Here is a 14506-nt window from a genome sequence, read left to right as displayed (position 1 = left end):
GCAGGCCTGTGGGCAGGCGGGAGGGGAGGCGGTGCGCGCGGCGCACCCGTGTCTGAGGGAGGGTCATCGTGGCTTCGTCGCAAGCGAGCCGAGGGCGGACCGGGGCGGCGAGCCGCACGCCGTCCTCATCAGTTCCGCGCCCCAGTGAGAAGGGTGCGCTGCGGACCGCGGGGCGGGCGGGGTTCGTGGCGCGAGGGGTGGTCTACGTCCTGATCGGCGTGCTCGCCATGGAGATAGCGTTCGGCAAGGGCGGTGCGGAGGCGGACCGCCAGGGAGCCCTGCACCAGGTAGCCGCCCAGCCCTTCGGCCTGGCGATGCTGTGGATCCTGGTGGTTGGCTTCGCCTGCATGACCCTGTGGCGCGCTTCGCTGGCGGTGTTCGGCGAGGGCGGCAGGAAGAAGACCGGCAGCCGGGTCCTCAGTGCCGCACGCGCGGTGTTCTACGCCTCCGTGTGCTGGGGCACCGCCGCCTACGCCGCGGGCAACGGGGGCCAGTCGGGCAGCAACGCCAAGTCCCAGGACTGGACTTCGTCCGCGCTCAAGCTCCCGGGCGGCCAGGTGCTGGTGGCGATCGCCGGCGTCGTGCTGTTCGGCGTCGGGGTGGGTATCGCGGTCAGCGCGATCCGGCGCAAGTTCCTGAAGAAGCTGGACACTGCGACGATGAGCGCGCGCACCCGCAAGACGGTGACCGCACTGGGCATGGGGGGCAACACCGCCCGCGGCGCCGTCTTCGCCGGCGCAGGAGTCTTCATCGTCATCGCCGCCATCCGCTTCGACCCCCACCAGGCCAAGGGGATGGACGCCACCCTGCGCAGCTTCGCCCACACCCCCGTCGGCCCCTGGCTGCTCGTACTGATCGCGCTGGGCCTGGTGCTCTTCGGAGCCTTTTCCTTCGCCTCCGCCCGCTGGCGCAAGCTCTGATCGATTGCTCCTACGTCCTGCGACACCGGGGCGAGGCGGGACGGATGTCTCGCCCTGTCCGCCACGTCCATCGGTGCCGGGGCGTGCTCGCCCCACTGAGATGGCCGTCCCATTCGCCATAGGGACAGGCTCGTTGGCCGAGTCGTCGATGAGCTCATCACGGCGGATTCTGTGCGTTGTGCGCACGGGTTCCTGGGCACAAGCTGCCTGGCGAGCGGGCGTAACTGGTGCCTATGCGCACTGTTCCCGGGGCGTTCACGGTCAGCTGGGTCCAGGGGCCGCTGGGGGCCAGGCACCCCCCGTTGGCGCCGAGTACCGACAGCCACGGTGACCAGGCGATCCGCACCAGCACGGTGCCGGCCGAGGGAACACGCAGCGTCAGCTCGGCCTGCCCCGCGTCGATCACCGCGGCCGGTGCATCAGCCAGCGGGAGGGGGTCCGTGACCCGGTAGACCTTCCAGTGCGCATCGCTCCACACGGGTGTGAGCCAGGGCTGACCGGCTGCCACGATGCGGGCCTCGGCGGCTGAGGCGTAGTCGAACGGCGTGTCGGGCAGCACGACGTAGCCCACGGCCCAGTCCCGGAGCCAGGCGTGGTAAGCGTTTGCGGCCATGGTGGCCTGGTAGAAGAGTGGATCGCGGGAGAGGTCGGCCTGGCGGTTCCATCCGCGCGCGAGCTCCACAGTGGCGGCCAGGCTCGATGCCTCGACGTGTGATCGCGTCCCGACGACCTCGACGCGGCCGTGTTGGGCGCCTAGCTGGACCAGTTCAGAGGCCAGGGGCTTGGCGTACTGCGTCCAGCCTGCAGCGGGCGCGGAGACGGCGGTGTCGATGAGCAGTTGGACGCCCTGCCAGGACAGTGCGACAACGAACGCCACCCACAGCGCACGGGCCCGGCGCCCTGCGGTGGCCTTGGCCGCGGCCAGCAGGACCGATGCGGCGAACAGCAGCGCGAGCCGCTCCACGTTGCTGCCGATGGGCGAGGGGATCAGGACGGTGAGCAGATTGCCGAAGGCGTAGGTCCACGCGCCGATCCGCACCGCGCGCCAGGTGGCCGGTGCGCGCAGCGCGACCGGCAGCGTGGTGGCCAGGACCAGGAAGATCTGGATAAGGGTGTAGGGCTGCACGCCGTAGAAGGGGAACAGCAGGGCCGTGCTCCCCACCACCAGGGCGGGCCCTGCGACCAGCACACAGGCGGCCGCCCGGCGTCCGGTCACGAACAGTGCGGGGGCCAGGGCCAGCAGGAACAATCCGTCCACGGGGCTGGCCAGCGTCGCCAGGACGGCGAGTACTCCGACCGCGGTGGCCCTGCGCGCGGAACGTCCAGTTGTTCCGAGGGCGGCGAGGACGGCTGCGAGTGCCAGGGCGGTGCCGACCGCGAAGGTGATGCGCCCCGAGGCCGTGTTGCAGGCCAGGCCCACCGCACCGCAGAGCGCCGGCAGCATCGGCCGGGAGACGCCGGAGCGCGTCAGCAGCCTGGCGAACAGGGCCGCGGCGAGGGTGCCGGCGATTACTCCGGTCGCGCGCACCCCGGCGAAGGCCATCAGGTAGGGGGTGAGCACGCTGTAGGAGACCGGGTGCATGCCCCCGTACCAGGCCAGGTCGTAGGCCGAACCAGGGTGGGCGGCGGCGAACTGCGCCCAGGCGTACTGGGCAGCCATGTCGCCGCCGTTGGTGGCCAGCCACAAGGCCCACCCCAGCTGGAGCAGGGCCGCGAGCAGGGCGGACACCACCACCGGATGCCGATACAGCGAGGACAGCAGCCGGCGGGTGCGTTCGCGCCGAGGCGGGGCGCCTGGCGCCTCGGCGGTCCCCTCCGGGCGCGGACACGGGTGAGGGGCGATCAGCGCGGGCAGCTCTTGGATCATCAGCCTTGCTTCGGTTCTTGATCGTCGGTCGACGCCGGTGCAGCGCCCCGGGAAGAAGGGGGAGTGGTGACAGGAAGTCGGGTGCTGTGCTGTGGCCTCACCAGGCCCATCCCCGGCCGCTGGTGTTGTGCACCAGGGCCAGCAGGGTCGTGGCGGCGAGCAGCCAGCCCACCAGAGCACTGCGCGGGAGCAGGGCTGCGCAGGACCACCCGACGGCGCAGTACCAGGGCATCGTCCACGGAGCGGCAAGCACCCAGGCCAGCGTCAGGACGAAGGGGATGGCCAGGACGGCAGGCGCCACCCGCGGAAGGCGGCCCCGAAGCCGCCAGGCGATGGCCAGGGCCGCAAGGGGCCAGGTGAGCCCGATGCCGGCCTGCGTCGCGGTCGCACCCGCGGTCGCGTCTCCCAGGTAGCGGACGGCCTGCCACAGCGAAGGAACGGAGACCAGGCGGGCAGCAGTACCCAGCGGCGCGAGGGCGTGGACGCCGTATCCGCTGTACAGCAGCGCGATACTGGCCAGCGCGGCGGCGCCTTGGCGAAGCGCCCGGCCCCAGGCGTGCTCGCGCAGCAGCACGAGAACCAGACCCGCGCCGACCAGGCCCGCGCTCACCTTCACCCCGCAGGCCAGCCCGATCAGCACGCCCACGACCGCATCCCGACGCCAGGTGCCCGCCCGGACGGAGAGCGCCACGGCCGCCATGGCAAGCCCGGCCACGAAGGTGTCCAGGTGACCGCCGGCGACCAGCTGGGCCACCAGCACGGGGTTGGCCACCCACAGGACGGCAGCGCGGGTCCTGTCGCCGGCCACGCGCACCAGCAGCAGCCCGGTGGCCAGGAACGCGGCGCCGTTGGCGAGCATCAGCAGCCAGATCGTCAGCCAGGGCCGGTCGCCGCCGAGCGCGGCAGCCGCCTCCTGCAGCCAGGTCGCCACCGGCCCGTACACCGACGGGGTGTGCAGCCAGCTCGGGCTGACCAGGCGCGCGTAAGCTGCACCCACGGCCGCCGGGTCGGCGCGGTAGGGATCGGCGCCCAGTGCGGCCAGGCGTCCGTAAGCGGCATAGCTCGCGACATCCGCCGAGCCGGTTGGCGTCAAGGAACTGCACAGCAGCACAGCTGCGGTGCCGGCTGCGAACAACCGCGGGACACCGGGTTGCCATCCTCGGCGCAGGGCTACGAGCATGCCCAGCAGACCCAGCGCCTGCGCAGCGATGGAACCGCACATCACCAGCGTCGAAGCCCCCGCCGACAGCGGCGGCAGCACGGACAGCGGCAGCCGCACCGCAACGGTGTGATCGTTCGGCGCACATGCACCGACCAGGGCCGTCAGGACCACGCCCAGCACGGCGAGTGGGACCGCGACGACCGGGCGGCCCACCGATCTTGCGCAGAACTCCACGTACCGCCCGGCGCGCCGCGGAGCCGGCACACGCAGACGCCAAGTGAAGGGCCCATCGAGAACAGGGGGAGCATGGTCAGTGGGCTCGACCCAGTGATGCTCCGAAGCGGCGGCGCCAGAGGCCGTCACATGGTTCCCCTTCATCGTGCGCGTGCCAGTGCGGCGGCCAGTGGGCTGGAACGCGGTGGCCACTGCAGCAACCTAGCGGCCGCCCTTGCGGCAGGACCCGGTTTCCGGTTATGACGTCTACATGAATGTAGACAGTCGCGTTCGGCGACTCCACGGCACCCACCCGCACGACGCGTTCACAGCCGCCCACACCTCACCGCGCGCAAGCACCGCGGCATGACCGCCTGGGTCCTGTTCACCACGGTGTTCCTGGCCAGTGCCGTGGAAGCCGTCGAAGCCCTTACCATCGTCCTGGCCGCCGGTACTGCACGGCACTGGGGATCCACCCTCCAGGGCGCCCTGGTCGCCCTGGCCGCTCTCGCTGTCACCGTCGTGGCGCTGGGTCCGGCCATCGGCGTGATTCCCCTAGGTGCGCTGCGGCTGATCGTCGGCGCGCTCCTGCTGGTCTTTGGACTGCAGTGGCTGCGCAAAGCAGTCCTTCGCGCCTCGGGGATCAAAGCCCGGCACGACGAGGCCGGCGCCTATGACAGGGAGGTCGCGGCAGCCGCCGCGGCCCCGGCCGGAGGCCGGGGCCGGGTGCGGGACTGGTACGCCTTCACGCTCTCCTTCAAGGGGGTCTTGCTCGAGGGGCTCGAAGTCGTGTTCATCGTGGTCACCTTCGGCAACGGTCAGCGCGACCTGCCCGCAGCCGCCCTCGGGGCTGCCGCGGCCGTCGTCCTGGTCGCCGCTGCCGGCTACGCAATCCGGACCCCGCTGGCACGCGTCCCGGAGAACACACTGAAGTTCGCGGTGGGCGCCATGCTCACCGCCTTCGGGCTGTTCTGGTCCACGGAGGGCGCAGGAGCCCACTGGCCCGGCTCGGACGCCGCACTGCTGGCGCTGGTGCCCGCCGTGGTCCTGACTGCCTTGGCCTTCACCGCCCTGCTCCGACGCACAGCCCCGACGCCGCTCGGCCCTGCGAAAGGAAACCCGTGATGACCCGCCTGCGCGCCCTGGCCGCGTTCTGGTACGACTTCGTCGTCGGCGACGACTGGCGCGTCGCGGTGGGCGTGGTCCTGGCGCTGGCTGCCACCAGCGCACTCGCCCACACCGGGATCAACGCCTGGTGGCTGCCTCCGGCCGTGGCCGCCGTTCTTCTGGGGCTTTCTCTGCGACGGGCCCTGTCCGTCCACCGCCGCAGTTGAAGGACAGGGCGGTCGGGTAGGACCAGCCGGTCCTACCGACCGCTGGCGCGGTCCTGCTGGAATGGCGGCAGGCGTCACGGCTGCCGGTTCCAGTAGAAGCCGATGGCGACGATGACGATGAGCAGCGGCACGATCAGGAGTACGCCCAACGGGGCCGGGTGATCAGCGAGCGCGAACTGAGGCATGTCCGGTCCTTTCGTCAGATGTGCATCGCCAGCTCGTCCCAGCGCCGGCCACCACCTGCTGACGAATTCCGCGCCGTCGTCTTCGCCGTCGCCGCCCTGAGCACATCGTCGTGTGCGTGTCCGTCGTCGCCCGGGCGACAGCGGGCATTCCATGAAGTGTCTGCGCACCAGCTGGATGATCTACTGCAGCCGCGATGCTGGGCCTGGGCCAGTGCAGTGACCCGCGAACACCTCGTCCGCGTCGGCCGTTCCCTACTCCCCAGCGATGCCCGGGCAAACCATCGGGGTCCCGCTTCTCGATCCGGTCTCATTGGGTCTCACCGAGCCTGCGAGTGGCCTGTGCGATCAGACCACTATGCACGAGGGCACCTAACGCCCGGATAACAGGCGCGACTTGTCAGCGCGGCGGTGGCCTGGCCGTGTCGGAACTCCCAACAGCGCGTGAACTGTCCCGCCGGGCTGTGCCATTGGCGTTCCTGCGGGGACAGGATCGCGGCGTCCCCTTCGTCAAGCGGGGTCGCTGCCCCTACCCCTGGAGTACCCGTGAAGCGTCGCCACCTCCGTCTTGCCGCCGTCCTGAGCGCCACCGGGCTGCTCAGCGGAGCTGCTCTCGCTCAGGCCGGTGCGGCTCCCCGGCACACCCCCGGCGCCGGCCAGGACCGCCGCTGCGAAGCACGTCCTGCTGATCTCGGTCGACGGCCTGCACCAGTCCGACCTGGCCTGGTACACCGCCCGGCACCCGCAGTCGGCGCTGGCCAGGCTGGTGCGCGGTGGTGTGCAGTACACCGACGCGGCCACCACCAACCCCTCCGACAGCTTCCCCGGCATGGTCGCCCAGGCCACCGGCGGCGGCCCTGGCACCACCGGCATCTACTACGACGACACCTACAACGCCGCCCTGCTCCCGGCCGGCACCACCGACTGCAAGGGCGCCAAGCCCGGCGTGGAGGTGGACCTCACCGAGGACCTGGACCTCAACAAGGCGTCCATCGACGCAGGCCAGGGCTTGAAGAACCTTCCCGGCGGCATCTTGTCGATGACCGGCAACCCCACCAAGCTCATCGACCCGGCCAAGCTGCCGGTGGACCCGAAGACCTGCAAGCCGGTCTACCCCAACCAGTACCTCCAGGTGAACACCATCTTCGAGGTCGCCCGCCAGGCCGGACTGCGCACCGCCTGGTCCGACAAGCACGCCGCCTACGACATCCTCGACGGCCCCTCGGGCACCGGCGTCCAGGACCTGTTCACCCCCGAGATCAACTCCGACGCGCTGGGCTACCCGGCCGGCAACGACTGGACCACCGACAACAAGGCCACCCAGCAGTACGACACCTACAAGGTCCAGGCCGTCCTCAACGAGATCGACGGCTACGACCACGCGCGCACCCACAAGGTCGGCACCCCCGGGATCTTCGGGCTGAACTTCCAGTCGGTCTCCACCGCCGAGAAGCTGCCCAGCTCGGACGGACTGGCCGGCGGCTACACCGCCAGCAGCGTCCCCGGGCCGCTGCTGCAGAACAACCTGGACTACGTCAACGCCCAGATCGGCGCGCTGACCGCCGAGATCCACAAGCAGCACCTGGACGCCAGCACCACCGTCATTCTCTCCGCCAAGCACGGCCAGTCACCCACCGACCCCAAGGCCCTGAACCGGATCGACGACGGGCCGCTGCTGGACGGCCTGGACGCGGCCTGGAAGAAGCTCCACCCCAAGGCCCCTGCCCTGGTGGTGCACGCGGTGGACGACGACGCCATGCTGATCTGGCTCTCCGACCGCTCCAAGGCCGCCAGCGACTTCGCCAAGAAGTACCTCCTGGCCCAGAGCGGCACCGGCACCGACATCAACAAGGCCGCCAAGCCGTACGACCACAGCGGCCTGGCCAAGCTCTACGCCGGCGCGGACGCGGCCGGCTACTTCGGCGTCAAGCCCGGCGACGCGCGGGTGCCCGACCTGTTCGGCATCGCCCAGTACGGCGTGGTGTACACCGGCGGCACCAAGAAGGTCGCCGAGCATGGCGGGGACCACGGCGACGACCTGAACGTGCCGCTGGTAGTCTCCGGCGCGGGCACTCCGGGCCAGGTCACCGACGCCGCACCGGTGCACACCGCACAGATCGCCCCGACCATCCTGGCCCTGCTCGGTCTGAACCCGCGGCAGCTCAAGGCCGTGCGCGAGGAGGGCACCCAGGTCCTGCCGGTGCGCTGACGCCAGGGAACACGCAGGTACGGCGGAGCCGGGCCCCTCGCGGGCCCGGCTCCGCCGTACTTCACCCCGTCAGTCAGGAGGGTTCGGGTTGCGCCACGTCCTTGCGGGAGGCGGCCAGGTAGACCACGAAGCCCAGGATGGCCGCCGCCCAGGCGAGGCTGACCGGCCCGGTGCCCCAGCCCAGGCCGCCGCGGGAGTGGGAGACGGCCATCCAGTCGGCGAAGGAGGCGCCGAGCGGGCGGGTGATGATGTACGCGAACCAGAACGCCGTGATGGGATTGAGGCCGAAGCGCCAGTGGGCCACCGCGGGAACGGCGATCAGCACGGTGAACAGCACCCCGGAGGCCCAGTAGCCCAGGTGCAGCGTCATCGCGGTCCAGTCGCCGGCCGCGGTGCCCAGCGCGAACGTGGTCAGCACGGTGGCCCAGTAAAAGAGTTCACGGCGGCGGGTGTGGATGCTGTGGATCGACAGCGTCCCCTCGACCTTGTACCAGGCGACCAGGACCACGGCCAGGACCACGGCGAAGAACGCGGTGGAGACCGTGTAGGCGATGCCGAACTGGACGTGCAGGACGTCAGCGGCCATGGTGCCGAAGACGCTGACCATCACCACCGCGGTCCAGTAGATCGCGGCGCTGTAGGCGCGGGCGCGCAGTTGCAGGGCCATCGCGGCGGCGAAGGCCAGGAAGCCCAGGCCCACGGCGATCACCGGGTCGATGTGCGAGGCGAGGAAGTCGGAGGTGGTCTCGCCCATGCCGGTGGTCAGGACCTTGGTGATCCAGAAGAACAGGGTCACCTCGGGGACCTTGCTCAGGGCGTGCCGGGCGGGCACTCCTGTCCTGCGGTGGGACATCTGGCCTGTCGACAAGGACATGGGGGCAGGAGACCGTTCTCGCGCTGGTATAGGCCGTCCCAGCCTCGCATGAGGGACCTAACACCCAGGTAACACGCTCAACTTGTCAGCGCCCCGGTGCCGGGATGCCGTCGTTCCCCGGAACACGCGGTGAACACTGTCTGCGGGCCCTGCCGCCGGCCCCGCGCAGGGGTCAGGATCACGCCGACTCCCCGTTCCGACCCCCCTTCGAAGGGCTCCCCATGACTCGTCGCCGTATCGCGACGGCAGCAGCTGTCGGCGTGGCCGCGCTCTCCTGCGTCGCCGCCGTCCCGCAGAGCAGCCACTGGCACCCGCGCGGGCACCTCACCTACTCGATCGGGACCCCGGTCGTGGACCAGGTCAAGGGGGGCCCGTGGACCCTCGCCCAGGGCGACTCCGCGTTCGGCTCCTCGATCTCCGTCGGCGGGGTGACCTACCCCAACGCGGCCGTCGACCCCGCCGGGACCGGGGCCGTCCCCGCGCAGAGCGGTGTGACCGGCACGCCGGGGCCGCTGACCGGTTACTGCTCCACCGACAACGGCACCGGCCCCGCCACCGGCACGGTGCTGCGCCAGCCCAAGGGCAGTGTGCTGCCGATGCAGCCCTACTACTTCCCCTTCGTCACCAGTGACGACGGCGGCCGCACGCTGACCGGGCTGTTCGACTACCGGCCCAAGGACACCGACGAGGCGGTGGTCTCGGCCACCTCGACCGACCACGGCCGGACCTGGAAGTACACCGGCGAGGCGCTGGAGCAGAACCCGGGGCTGTGCGCGACGGGCAATACCGACGACGACGGCCAGGGCCACGCCTTCGTGCTGACGGTCCCCGGCTACGGGGGCAACGGGCAGGCGGGCAGCGGCAAGCGGGCCCAGGTCCTCTACACCCTGAGCCGTCCCACCGGGGACGCGCTGGGCGTCAACATGATCGTCCACAAGCTCACCCCCAAGGGCGGGAACCCGCTGGCCGGGCTCCCGGCCGTCGAGCCGGTCGGCATGGGCGGCAGCAGCACAGCGACCGCCGCGGTCAGCATCCCGGCCGGCCCCACCGGCGCCGGCGTCACCGTCAGCGTCGGCTCGACCGCGAACTTCGAGCAGCCGGGCCACTTCACCGTCGACGGCCACACCGTTGACTGCAACGACGCGGCCGCGACCACCACCGCGCTGACCGGCTGCACCACCCGCGACGCGGCCGGCGTGCAGGTGGCCGTCGGCGACGCGGTGAAGGCCGATGCCGTCATCCCGGCGACCGCCGCCGCGCAGACCTCGGGTCTGATCGCCCCGGACGGCATCATCAGCACCCTGCCGCACTACCAGGGGGCGCCGCGCGGCAGCGTCGCCGTCCTCTACACCGAGAAGATCGTCAACTACTTCACCCCGACCACCACCACCGCAGCGGTCACGCTGCCCGCTGCCACGATCCCGGTGGCGGACAGTTCGGGCCTCAAGACGGCCACCGGCGCGGTGACGGTCAGCCTGGGCACCGCTGCGGGCATCGTCCAGGTCAGCTGCACCGGCGCGGACGCGACCGACCTGACCGGCTGCACCGGCGGGACCGGTGCGGTGGCCAAGGGCAGCAACGTCGGCGCCCCCGGCGCGGCGACCGTCCCCTACGCGCAGCTGGCGGCGATCGGCGAGGGCAAGAACAAGCCCAAGTCGCTGTACGGCAACAACGAGGACTACTCCGTGGTGCGCGCCGCCTACACCTACGACGGGGTGCACTTCACCGACCTGGGCCAGGTCTCCGGCCTGAACGGCCCGGCCTCCACCAGCGACTCGGTGCTGCGGTGGGTCGGTTCGCGCGGCACGATCATCACCAACCCGGACGGCAGCTACGGACTGTTCCTGTCCGGCGCCTACGCCTCTGACGGCGACAGCGACGCCTTCAACCAGATCTTCTACTCCTCCTCCAGGGACGGAAAGAACTGGAGCGCCCCGCAGAAGCTCATCGGCACCGACTACACCTTCTCCGCCCTGGCCCAGCAGGCCACCGGCGGCGGTGCACTGGGCCTGTCGGGCTACTACTCGGGCCGGGTCTACGACCCGACCGTGGTCCAGAACAGCAACGGCACGCTGACCATGCTGTTCGCCGGCTACTCCACGCCCAAGCCGTTGCCGGTCACCGGCTCAGTCCAGGGAACCGATCCCGCCGGCCTCTACACCGTCCCGGCCGCGCAGCGGGCCGAATACCGCACCATCCTCAGCGTCACCCTGCGTCCCCAGTGGACCCGCTGACCGGCACCGGCCGGTCGACGAATTGTTCAGGTCCTGCCGCCCGCTCGGGTGGCAGGACCCGGCCCACGGAGCCGGCCAGGATCTTCTGGAGCAGGCTGTAGGCCAGGATCGGCAGAAGCACCGCCGGGTGGTCCGCTATCCGGGTCGCCGCCAGGACGCCGCCGGCGCTGCTGTTGTTCATCCCCGAGGCGTAGGTGACGGCAACGGCGTCCGCGCGGCCGCAGTTCAGCCGCCCCGCGATGACCCACCCGCACAGGAAGGACAAGGAGCACATCAGCGCGGCCGCCAGTACGACCAGCAGCAGGAAGTCCGGGTCGGGCTTGCTGATGACCTGCTGGAGCGCGCCGCAGGCGTTGGTGTAGCTCAGGGTGACCACCACAGCCAGGTTGGCCAGTCGGATCACCGGCAGGGCCGGTGCCAGAAGGTCGCCGCGCAGGCTGAGCAGTCGGCCGACCACCAGGCCCAGCAGACAGGGAAGCACGACCGCCAGGACGGCGAACACGCTCCCGGCCGACTGCGCGGCACCCTGCAGTTCGGCCGCGTAGGAGCCGGTGGTCAGCAGGGCACCCAGGCCCAGGCCGTGCGGGATGGTCAAGGGGCTGAGCAGGGTGGAGCCCAGGACCAGGCCCAGGCTGAGCGTGGTGCTGCCCTCGCTGCCCTGGGCGAAGACGGTGGCCCCCGCCGCTACCGGCATCGCCCCGACCAGCGCCAGTCCGGCCAGCAGGCTCTGCGCCTCGCGCGCACTGTGCCAGCCCTGGGCGCCGACCGAGGCCAAGGCCAGCAGCAGCGTGGGCAGCAGGGCGTTGATCGCCACCCCCAGGGCCAGCGGTCCGGGCCGGCGAAGCAGCGCGGGCAGGTGTTCCGCCTTGGCGGTGAGCCCGGCGTTGAACACCACCAGGGACAACAGGCCGGCCTGGAGGGGGAAGTCGGCCGTGCCGAAGCGGGCCAGGGGCACCGCGCGCAGCACTTGGCCGGGGCCTGGAAGTAGTCCGGCGAGCAGATACGCCCCCATCATGATCCACAGCAGTTGGCGCTGAAGCGCCCTCACGACCTGCTGGAGAGGGCTGTTTCGGTGGTCTGGTTGCGCGGCCACGGTTGGCCCCCGTTCGTCGGCGCCGATTCCCGCAGAGGGCTACGACCGCATCACGGCTGCGGTCCTGATGTCACGTCACAGAGCGGATGATCACCTGACGGGGTGGTTTATGCGTCCCCTACCGAGGCATGTCTACACTCTTGTAGACGAATGGAAGGGGACGGCCCATGCAACACACCAAGCAGGCGTGGTCCTGGCTGTGCTCGCCGCGGGGTGAGGAGGCCGTGCTCTTCCTGGCGCAGGCCGTCGTCCTGTGGTTCTGGGCGAGCTGGCCCTCCTGAGCGCCTGCCCCCAGCGGGACGGGGAAGGGGCAAGGGATGAGACGCGAGGACTGGCTGCTGACCGCTGCCGAGCGGGGCAATCCGGCGACGCTGATCGACGCCCGGCACGCCGACGGGGCAGCGTGGTCCGAGGGCAACCTGGTGCGCCCGCTGGTGCACGGCCGCAGCTACTTCGCTGAGCTGATCGCCACCGTACGCCGCCAGCAGGCCGGTGACCTCCTCTTCTTCACGGACTGGCGCGGCGACCCGGACGAGCCCCTGGACGAGGAGGACTCGGTGGGCGAGGTGCTGTGCCGGGCGGCGGAGCGCGGGGTGGTGGTCAAGGGCCTGGTCTGGCGCTCGCACCTGGACCGGCTTCAGTTCAGCGAGCGCGAGAACCGCCACCTCGGCGAGGAGATCGAGGACGCGGGCGGCGAGTGCCTGCTCGACATGCGGGTGCGGCCCGGCGGCTCGCACCACCAGAAGTTCGTGGTGCTGCGCCACCCGGGCCGCCCGCAACACGATGTCGCGTTCGTGGGCGGCATCGACCTGTGCCACAGCCGCCGCGACGACGCCGACCACGCCGGAGACCCGCATGCCCAGCCGATGTCCGCCGCCTACGGCCCCCGACCACCCTGGCACGACCTGCAACTCGCGGTCTGCGGCCCCGCCGTCGGCGACGTCGAGGCCGTCTTCCGCGAACGCTGGCAGGACCCCGCCCCGCTCAGCCGCAGCTTTCCAGGTCGCCTGCGCCAGCTGATCCACCGCCAGGACATCGTCGCCGGCCCGCTCCCGCCGCAGCCCGCCGACCCCGCCCCGGTTCCCGGCGGCACCCACACGGTGCAGTTGCTGCGCACCTACCCGGCGATGCGCCGCGGCTACCCCTTCGCCCCGCAGGGCGAGCGCAGTATCGCCCGCGCCTACCGCAAGGCCCTGGCCCGGGCCAGGGCGCTGGTCTACCTGGAGGACCAGTACCTGTGGTCCGCACCCATCGTGGCGAGCTTCGCCGAGGCCCTGACTGCACGGCCGCAGTTGCGGATGGTCGCCGTCGTCCCGCTTCACCCCGACCAGGACGGCAGGCTGGCCGGACCGATGAACGTACTGGGCCGGATCGAGGCGCTGCGGCTGCTGCGCGAGGCGGGCGGTGACCGTTTCGCGGTCTACGGGGTGGAGAACCACGCGGGCACCCCTGTCTATGTCCACGCCAAGGTCTGCGTGATCGATGACGTCTGGGCGACGGTGGGCTCCGACAACGTCAACCGCCGCTCCTGGACCCACGACTCCGAACTCAGCTGCGCGGTCCTCGACGACGCCCCCGACCTGCGCCAGCCGCAGGACCCAGGGGGCCTGGGTGACCGAGCCAGGATCTACGCACGCGACCTGCGTCTCACTCTGGGCCGCGAACACCTTGATCTGGACAGTGATACGGAGGCAGCCGGAGTGTTGTGCGACCCTGCCGCAGCCTTTCGCGCCTTCGACGAATCGGCCGCAGCGCTGGACGCGTGGCACACCGCCGGGCGCGCGGGCCCGCGCCCGTCCGGACGGTTGCGTCGCTACCGCACGCCGGCCCTGTCACGCACGACAACCCTGCTGAGCACTCCGCTGCAACGGCTGATCGCCGACCCGGACGGCCGCCCACGCGCGATGCGCCGTACGGACGCCTTCTGAAACCGCACCAGCCCGTATCAGCCACTGGCTGGCAGGAGCAGGCTGAGCGTCAGGCCGCCACCGGGACGGGCCGTGGCGGTGGCGCGGCCGCCGTGGGCCGTGGTCACTGCGCGAACGATCGACAGCCCCAGCCCGGCACCGGCCACAGCAGCGGGGTCAGCTGAGCCGGTACGGGTGCGCCTGCCACGCTGGAAGGGCTCGAACAAGAGCTCAACTTGGTCCGCGGTCAGCACCTCGCCGCCGTTGCCCACGATCAGCGAAACCCAGCCGGGAGACACTTGCGCGGTGGTGACCTGCACCAGCCCACCCAGAGCGGAGTACTTAGTACTGCAACCGCATCTGGGGGTTGTGTCCTCGGCGTTTGTAGTGGGAGTTGCGGGCGCGGGCCTGGCTTCGTCGTCGGAAGCGTGACCAGTGCAGATGGTGTTCGGTGGCATGGTGGTGGGCTGCAACGACGATGTGCCCCATCAGCCGGCGGATCTCCGGGACG

General features: G+C 71.1%; 11 protein-coding genes. 6 read left to right on the top strand and 5 right to left on the bottom strand.

Annotated features, from left to right (window positions below; translation table 11 throughout):
• Positions 1 to 65: 65 nt before the first annotated feature.
• Positions 66 to 920, top strand: a complete 855-nt coding sequence (locus ACXKR8_RS24395; RefSeq protein WP_458275076.1) for a DUF1206 domain-containing protein — start codon at positions 66 to 68, stop codon at positions 918 to 920.
• A gap of 157 nt (positions 921 to 1077) precedes the next feature.
• Here ACXKR8_RS24395 and ACXKR8_RS24390 read toward each other — a convergent pair whose 3' ends face one another.
• Both ACXKR8_RS24390 and ACXKR8_RS24385 read right to left on the bottom strand, forming a co-directional pair.
• Positions 1078 to 2787, bottom strand: a complete 1710-nt coding sequence (locus ACXKR8_RS24390) for an MFS transporter (RefSeq protein ID WP_458266701.1) — start codon at positions 2785 to 2787, stop codon at positions 1078 to 1080.
• Between the two features lie 97 nt (positions 2788 to 2884).
• Positions 2885 to 4213: a putative hexosyltransferase gene (locus ACXKR8_RS24385; protein ID WP_462099834.1), complete on the bottom strand. Its 1329-nt coding sequence runs from the start codon at positions 4211 to 4213 to the stop codon at positions 2885 to 2887.
• A gap of 315 nt (positions 4214 to 4528) precedes the next feature.
• Here ACXKR8_RS24385 and ACXKR8_RS24380 point away from each other — a divergent pair, with 315 nt between their 5' ends.
• The 3 genes from ACXKR8_RS24380 to ACXKR8_RS24370 all read left to right on the top strand — a co-directional run bounded on the left by ACXKR8_RS24380 (position 4529) and on the right by ACXKR8_RS24370 (position 7887).
• Positions 4529 to 5287, top strand: coding sequence for a COG4280 domain-containing protein (locus ACXKR8_RS24380; RefSeq protein WP_458266699.1), 759 nt, complete (start codon positions 4529 to 4531; stop codon positions 5285 to 5287).
• The gene (locus ACXKR8_RS24375; protein ID WP_458266698.1) at positions 5287 to 5496 is read left to right on the top strand and encodes a hypothetical protein; all 210 of its coding nucleotides are present in this window, start codon (positions 5287 to 5289) and stop codon (positions 5494 to 5496) included. The genes ACXKR8_RS24380 and ACXKR8_RS24375 overlap by 1 nt, the downstream gene beginning before the upstream one ends.
• Positions 5497 to 6303: 807 nt before the next feature.
• Complete coding sequence (locus ACXKR8_RS24370) at positions 6304 to 7887, top strand: alkaline phosphatase family protein (protein ID WP_462099833.1); 1584 nt, start codon at positions 6304 to 6306, stop codon at positions 7885 to 7887.
• A gap of 73 nt (positions 7888 to 7960) precedes the next feature.
• On the opposite strand, the gene ACXKR8_RS24365 is transcribed toward ACXKR8_RS24370, so the two are convergent.
• On the bottom strand, positions 7961 to 8761 hold the full coding sequence (locus ACXKR8_RS24365) for a COG4705 family protein (RefSeq protein WP_458266696.1): 801 nt from the start codon (positions 8759 to 8761) through the stop codon (positions 7961 to 7963).
• Between the two features lie 221 nt (positions 8762 to 8982).
• On the opposite strand from ACXKR8_RS24365, the gene ACXKR8_RS24360 reads away from it, so the two are divergent.
• Entirely contained in the window at positions 8983 to 10995 is a 2013-nt protein-coding gene (locus ACXKR8_RS24360) for a hypothetical protein (RefSeq protein ID WP_458266695.1), read from the top strand.
• Here ACXKR8_RS24360 and ACXKR8_RS24355 read toward each other — a convergent pair.
• Positions 10967 to 12043: a sodium-dependent transporter gene (locus tag ACXKR8_RS24355; RefSeq protein ID WP_458266694.1), complete on the bottom strand. Its 1077-nt coding sequence runs from the start codon at positions 12041 to 12043 to the stop codon at positions 10967 to 10969. The genes ACXKR8_RS24360 and ACXKR8_RS24355 overlap by 29 nt on opposite strands.
• A 362-nt stretch (positions 12044 to 12405) precedes the next feature.
• Here ACXKR8_RS24355 and ACXKR8_RS24350 point away from each other — a divergent pair, with 362 nt between their 5' ends.
• Positions 12406 to 14016 carry a phospholipase D family protein gene (locus tag ACXKR8_RS24350; protein ID WP_458266693.1) on the top strand — a complete coding sequence of 537 codons (1611 nt, stop codon included), beginning with the start codon at positions 12406 to 12408 and terminating at the stop codon, positions 14014 to 14016.
• A gap of 17 nt (positions 14017 to 14033) precedes the next feature.
• On the opposite strand, the gene ACXKR8_RS24345 is transcribed toward ACXKR8_RS24350, so the two are convergent.
• The gene (locus ACXKR8_RS24345) at positions 14034 to 14453 is read right to left on the bottom strand and encodes an ATP-binding protein (RefSeq protein WP_458275075.1); all 420 of its coding nucleotides are present in this window, start codon (positions 14451 to 14453) and stop codon (positions 14034 to 14036) included.
• Between the last annotated feature and the right edge of the window lie 53 nt (positions 14454 to 14506).

The sequence above is a fragment of the Streptacidiphilus sp. PAMC 29251 genome, from assembly GCF_054208735.2.
The sequence above is the reverse complement of the archived record's forward strand: the minus strand, read 5'-3'. Positions and strand labels throughout refer to the sequence as shown.

Bases quoted from the DNA above. Each gene is read 5' to 3' on its own strand.
- ACXKR8_RS24390 (WP_458266701.1), bottom strand. From the start codon at position 2,787: ATGATCCAAGAGCTGCCCGCGCTGATCGCCCCTCACCCGTGTCCGCGC.
- ACXKR8_RS24380 (WP_458266699.1), top strand. From the start codon at position 4,529: ATGACCGCCTGGGTCCTGTTCACCACGGTGTTCCTGGCCAGTGCCGTG.
- ACXKR8_RS24375 (WP_458266698.1), top strand. From the start codon at position 5,287: ATGACCCGCCTGCGCGCCCTGGCCGCGTTCTGGTACGACTTCGTCGTC.
- ACXKR8_RS24365 (WP_458266696.1), bottom strand. From the start codon at position 8,761: ATGTCCTTGTCGACAGGCCAGATGTCCCACCGCAGGACAGGAGTGCCC.
- ACXKR8_RS24360 (WP_458266695.1), top strand. From the start codon at position 8,983: ATGACTCGTCGCCGTATCGCGACGGCAGCAGCTGTCGGCGTGGCCGCG.
- ACXKR8_RS24350 (WP_458266693.1), top strand. From the start codon at position 12,406: ATGAGACGCGAGGACTGGCTGCTGACCGCTGCCGAGCGGGGCAATCCG.
- ACXKR8_RS24345 (WP_458275075.1), bottom strand. From the start codon at position 14,453: ATGCCACCGAACACCATCTGCACTGGTCACGCTTCCGACGACGAAGCC.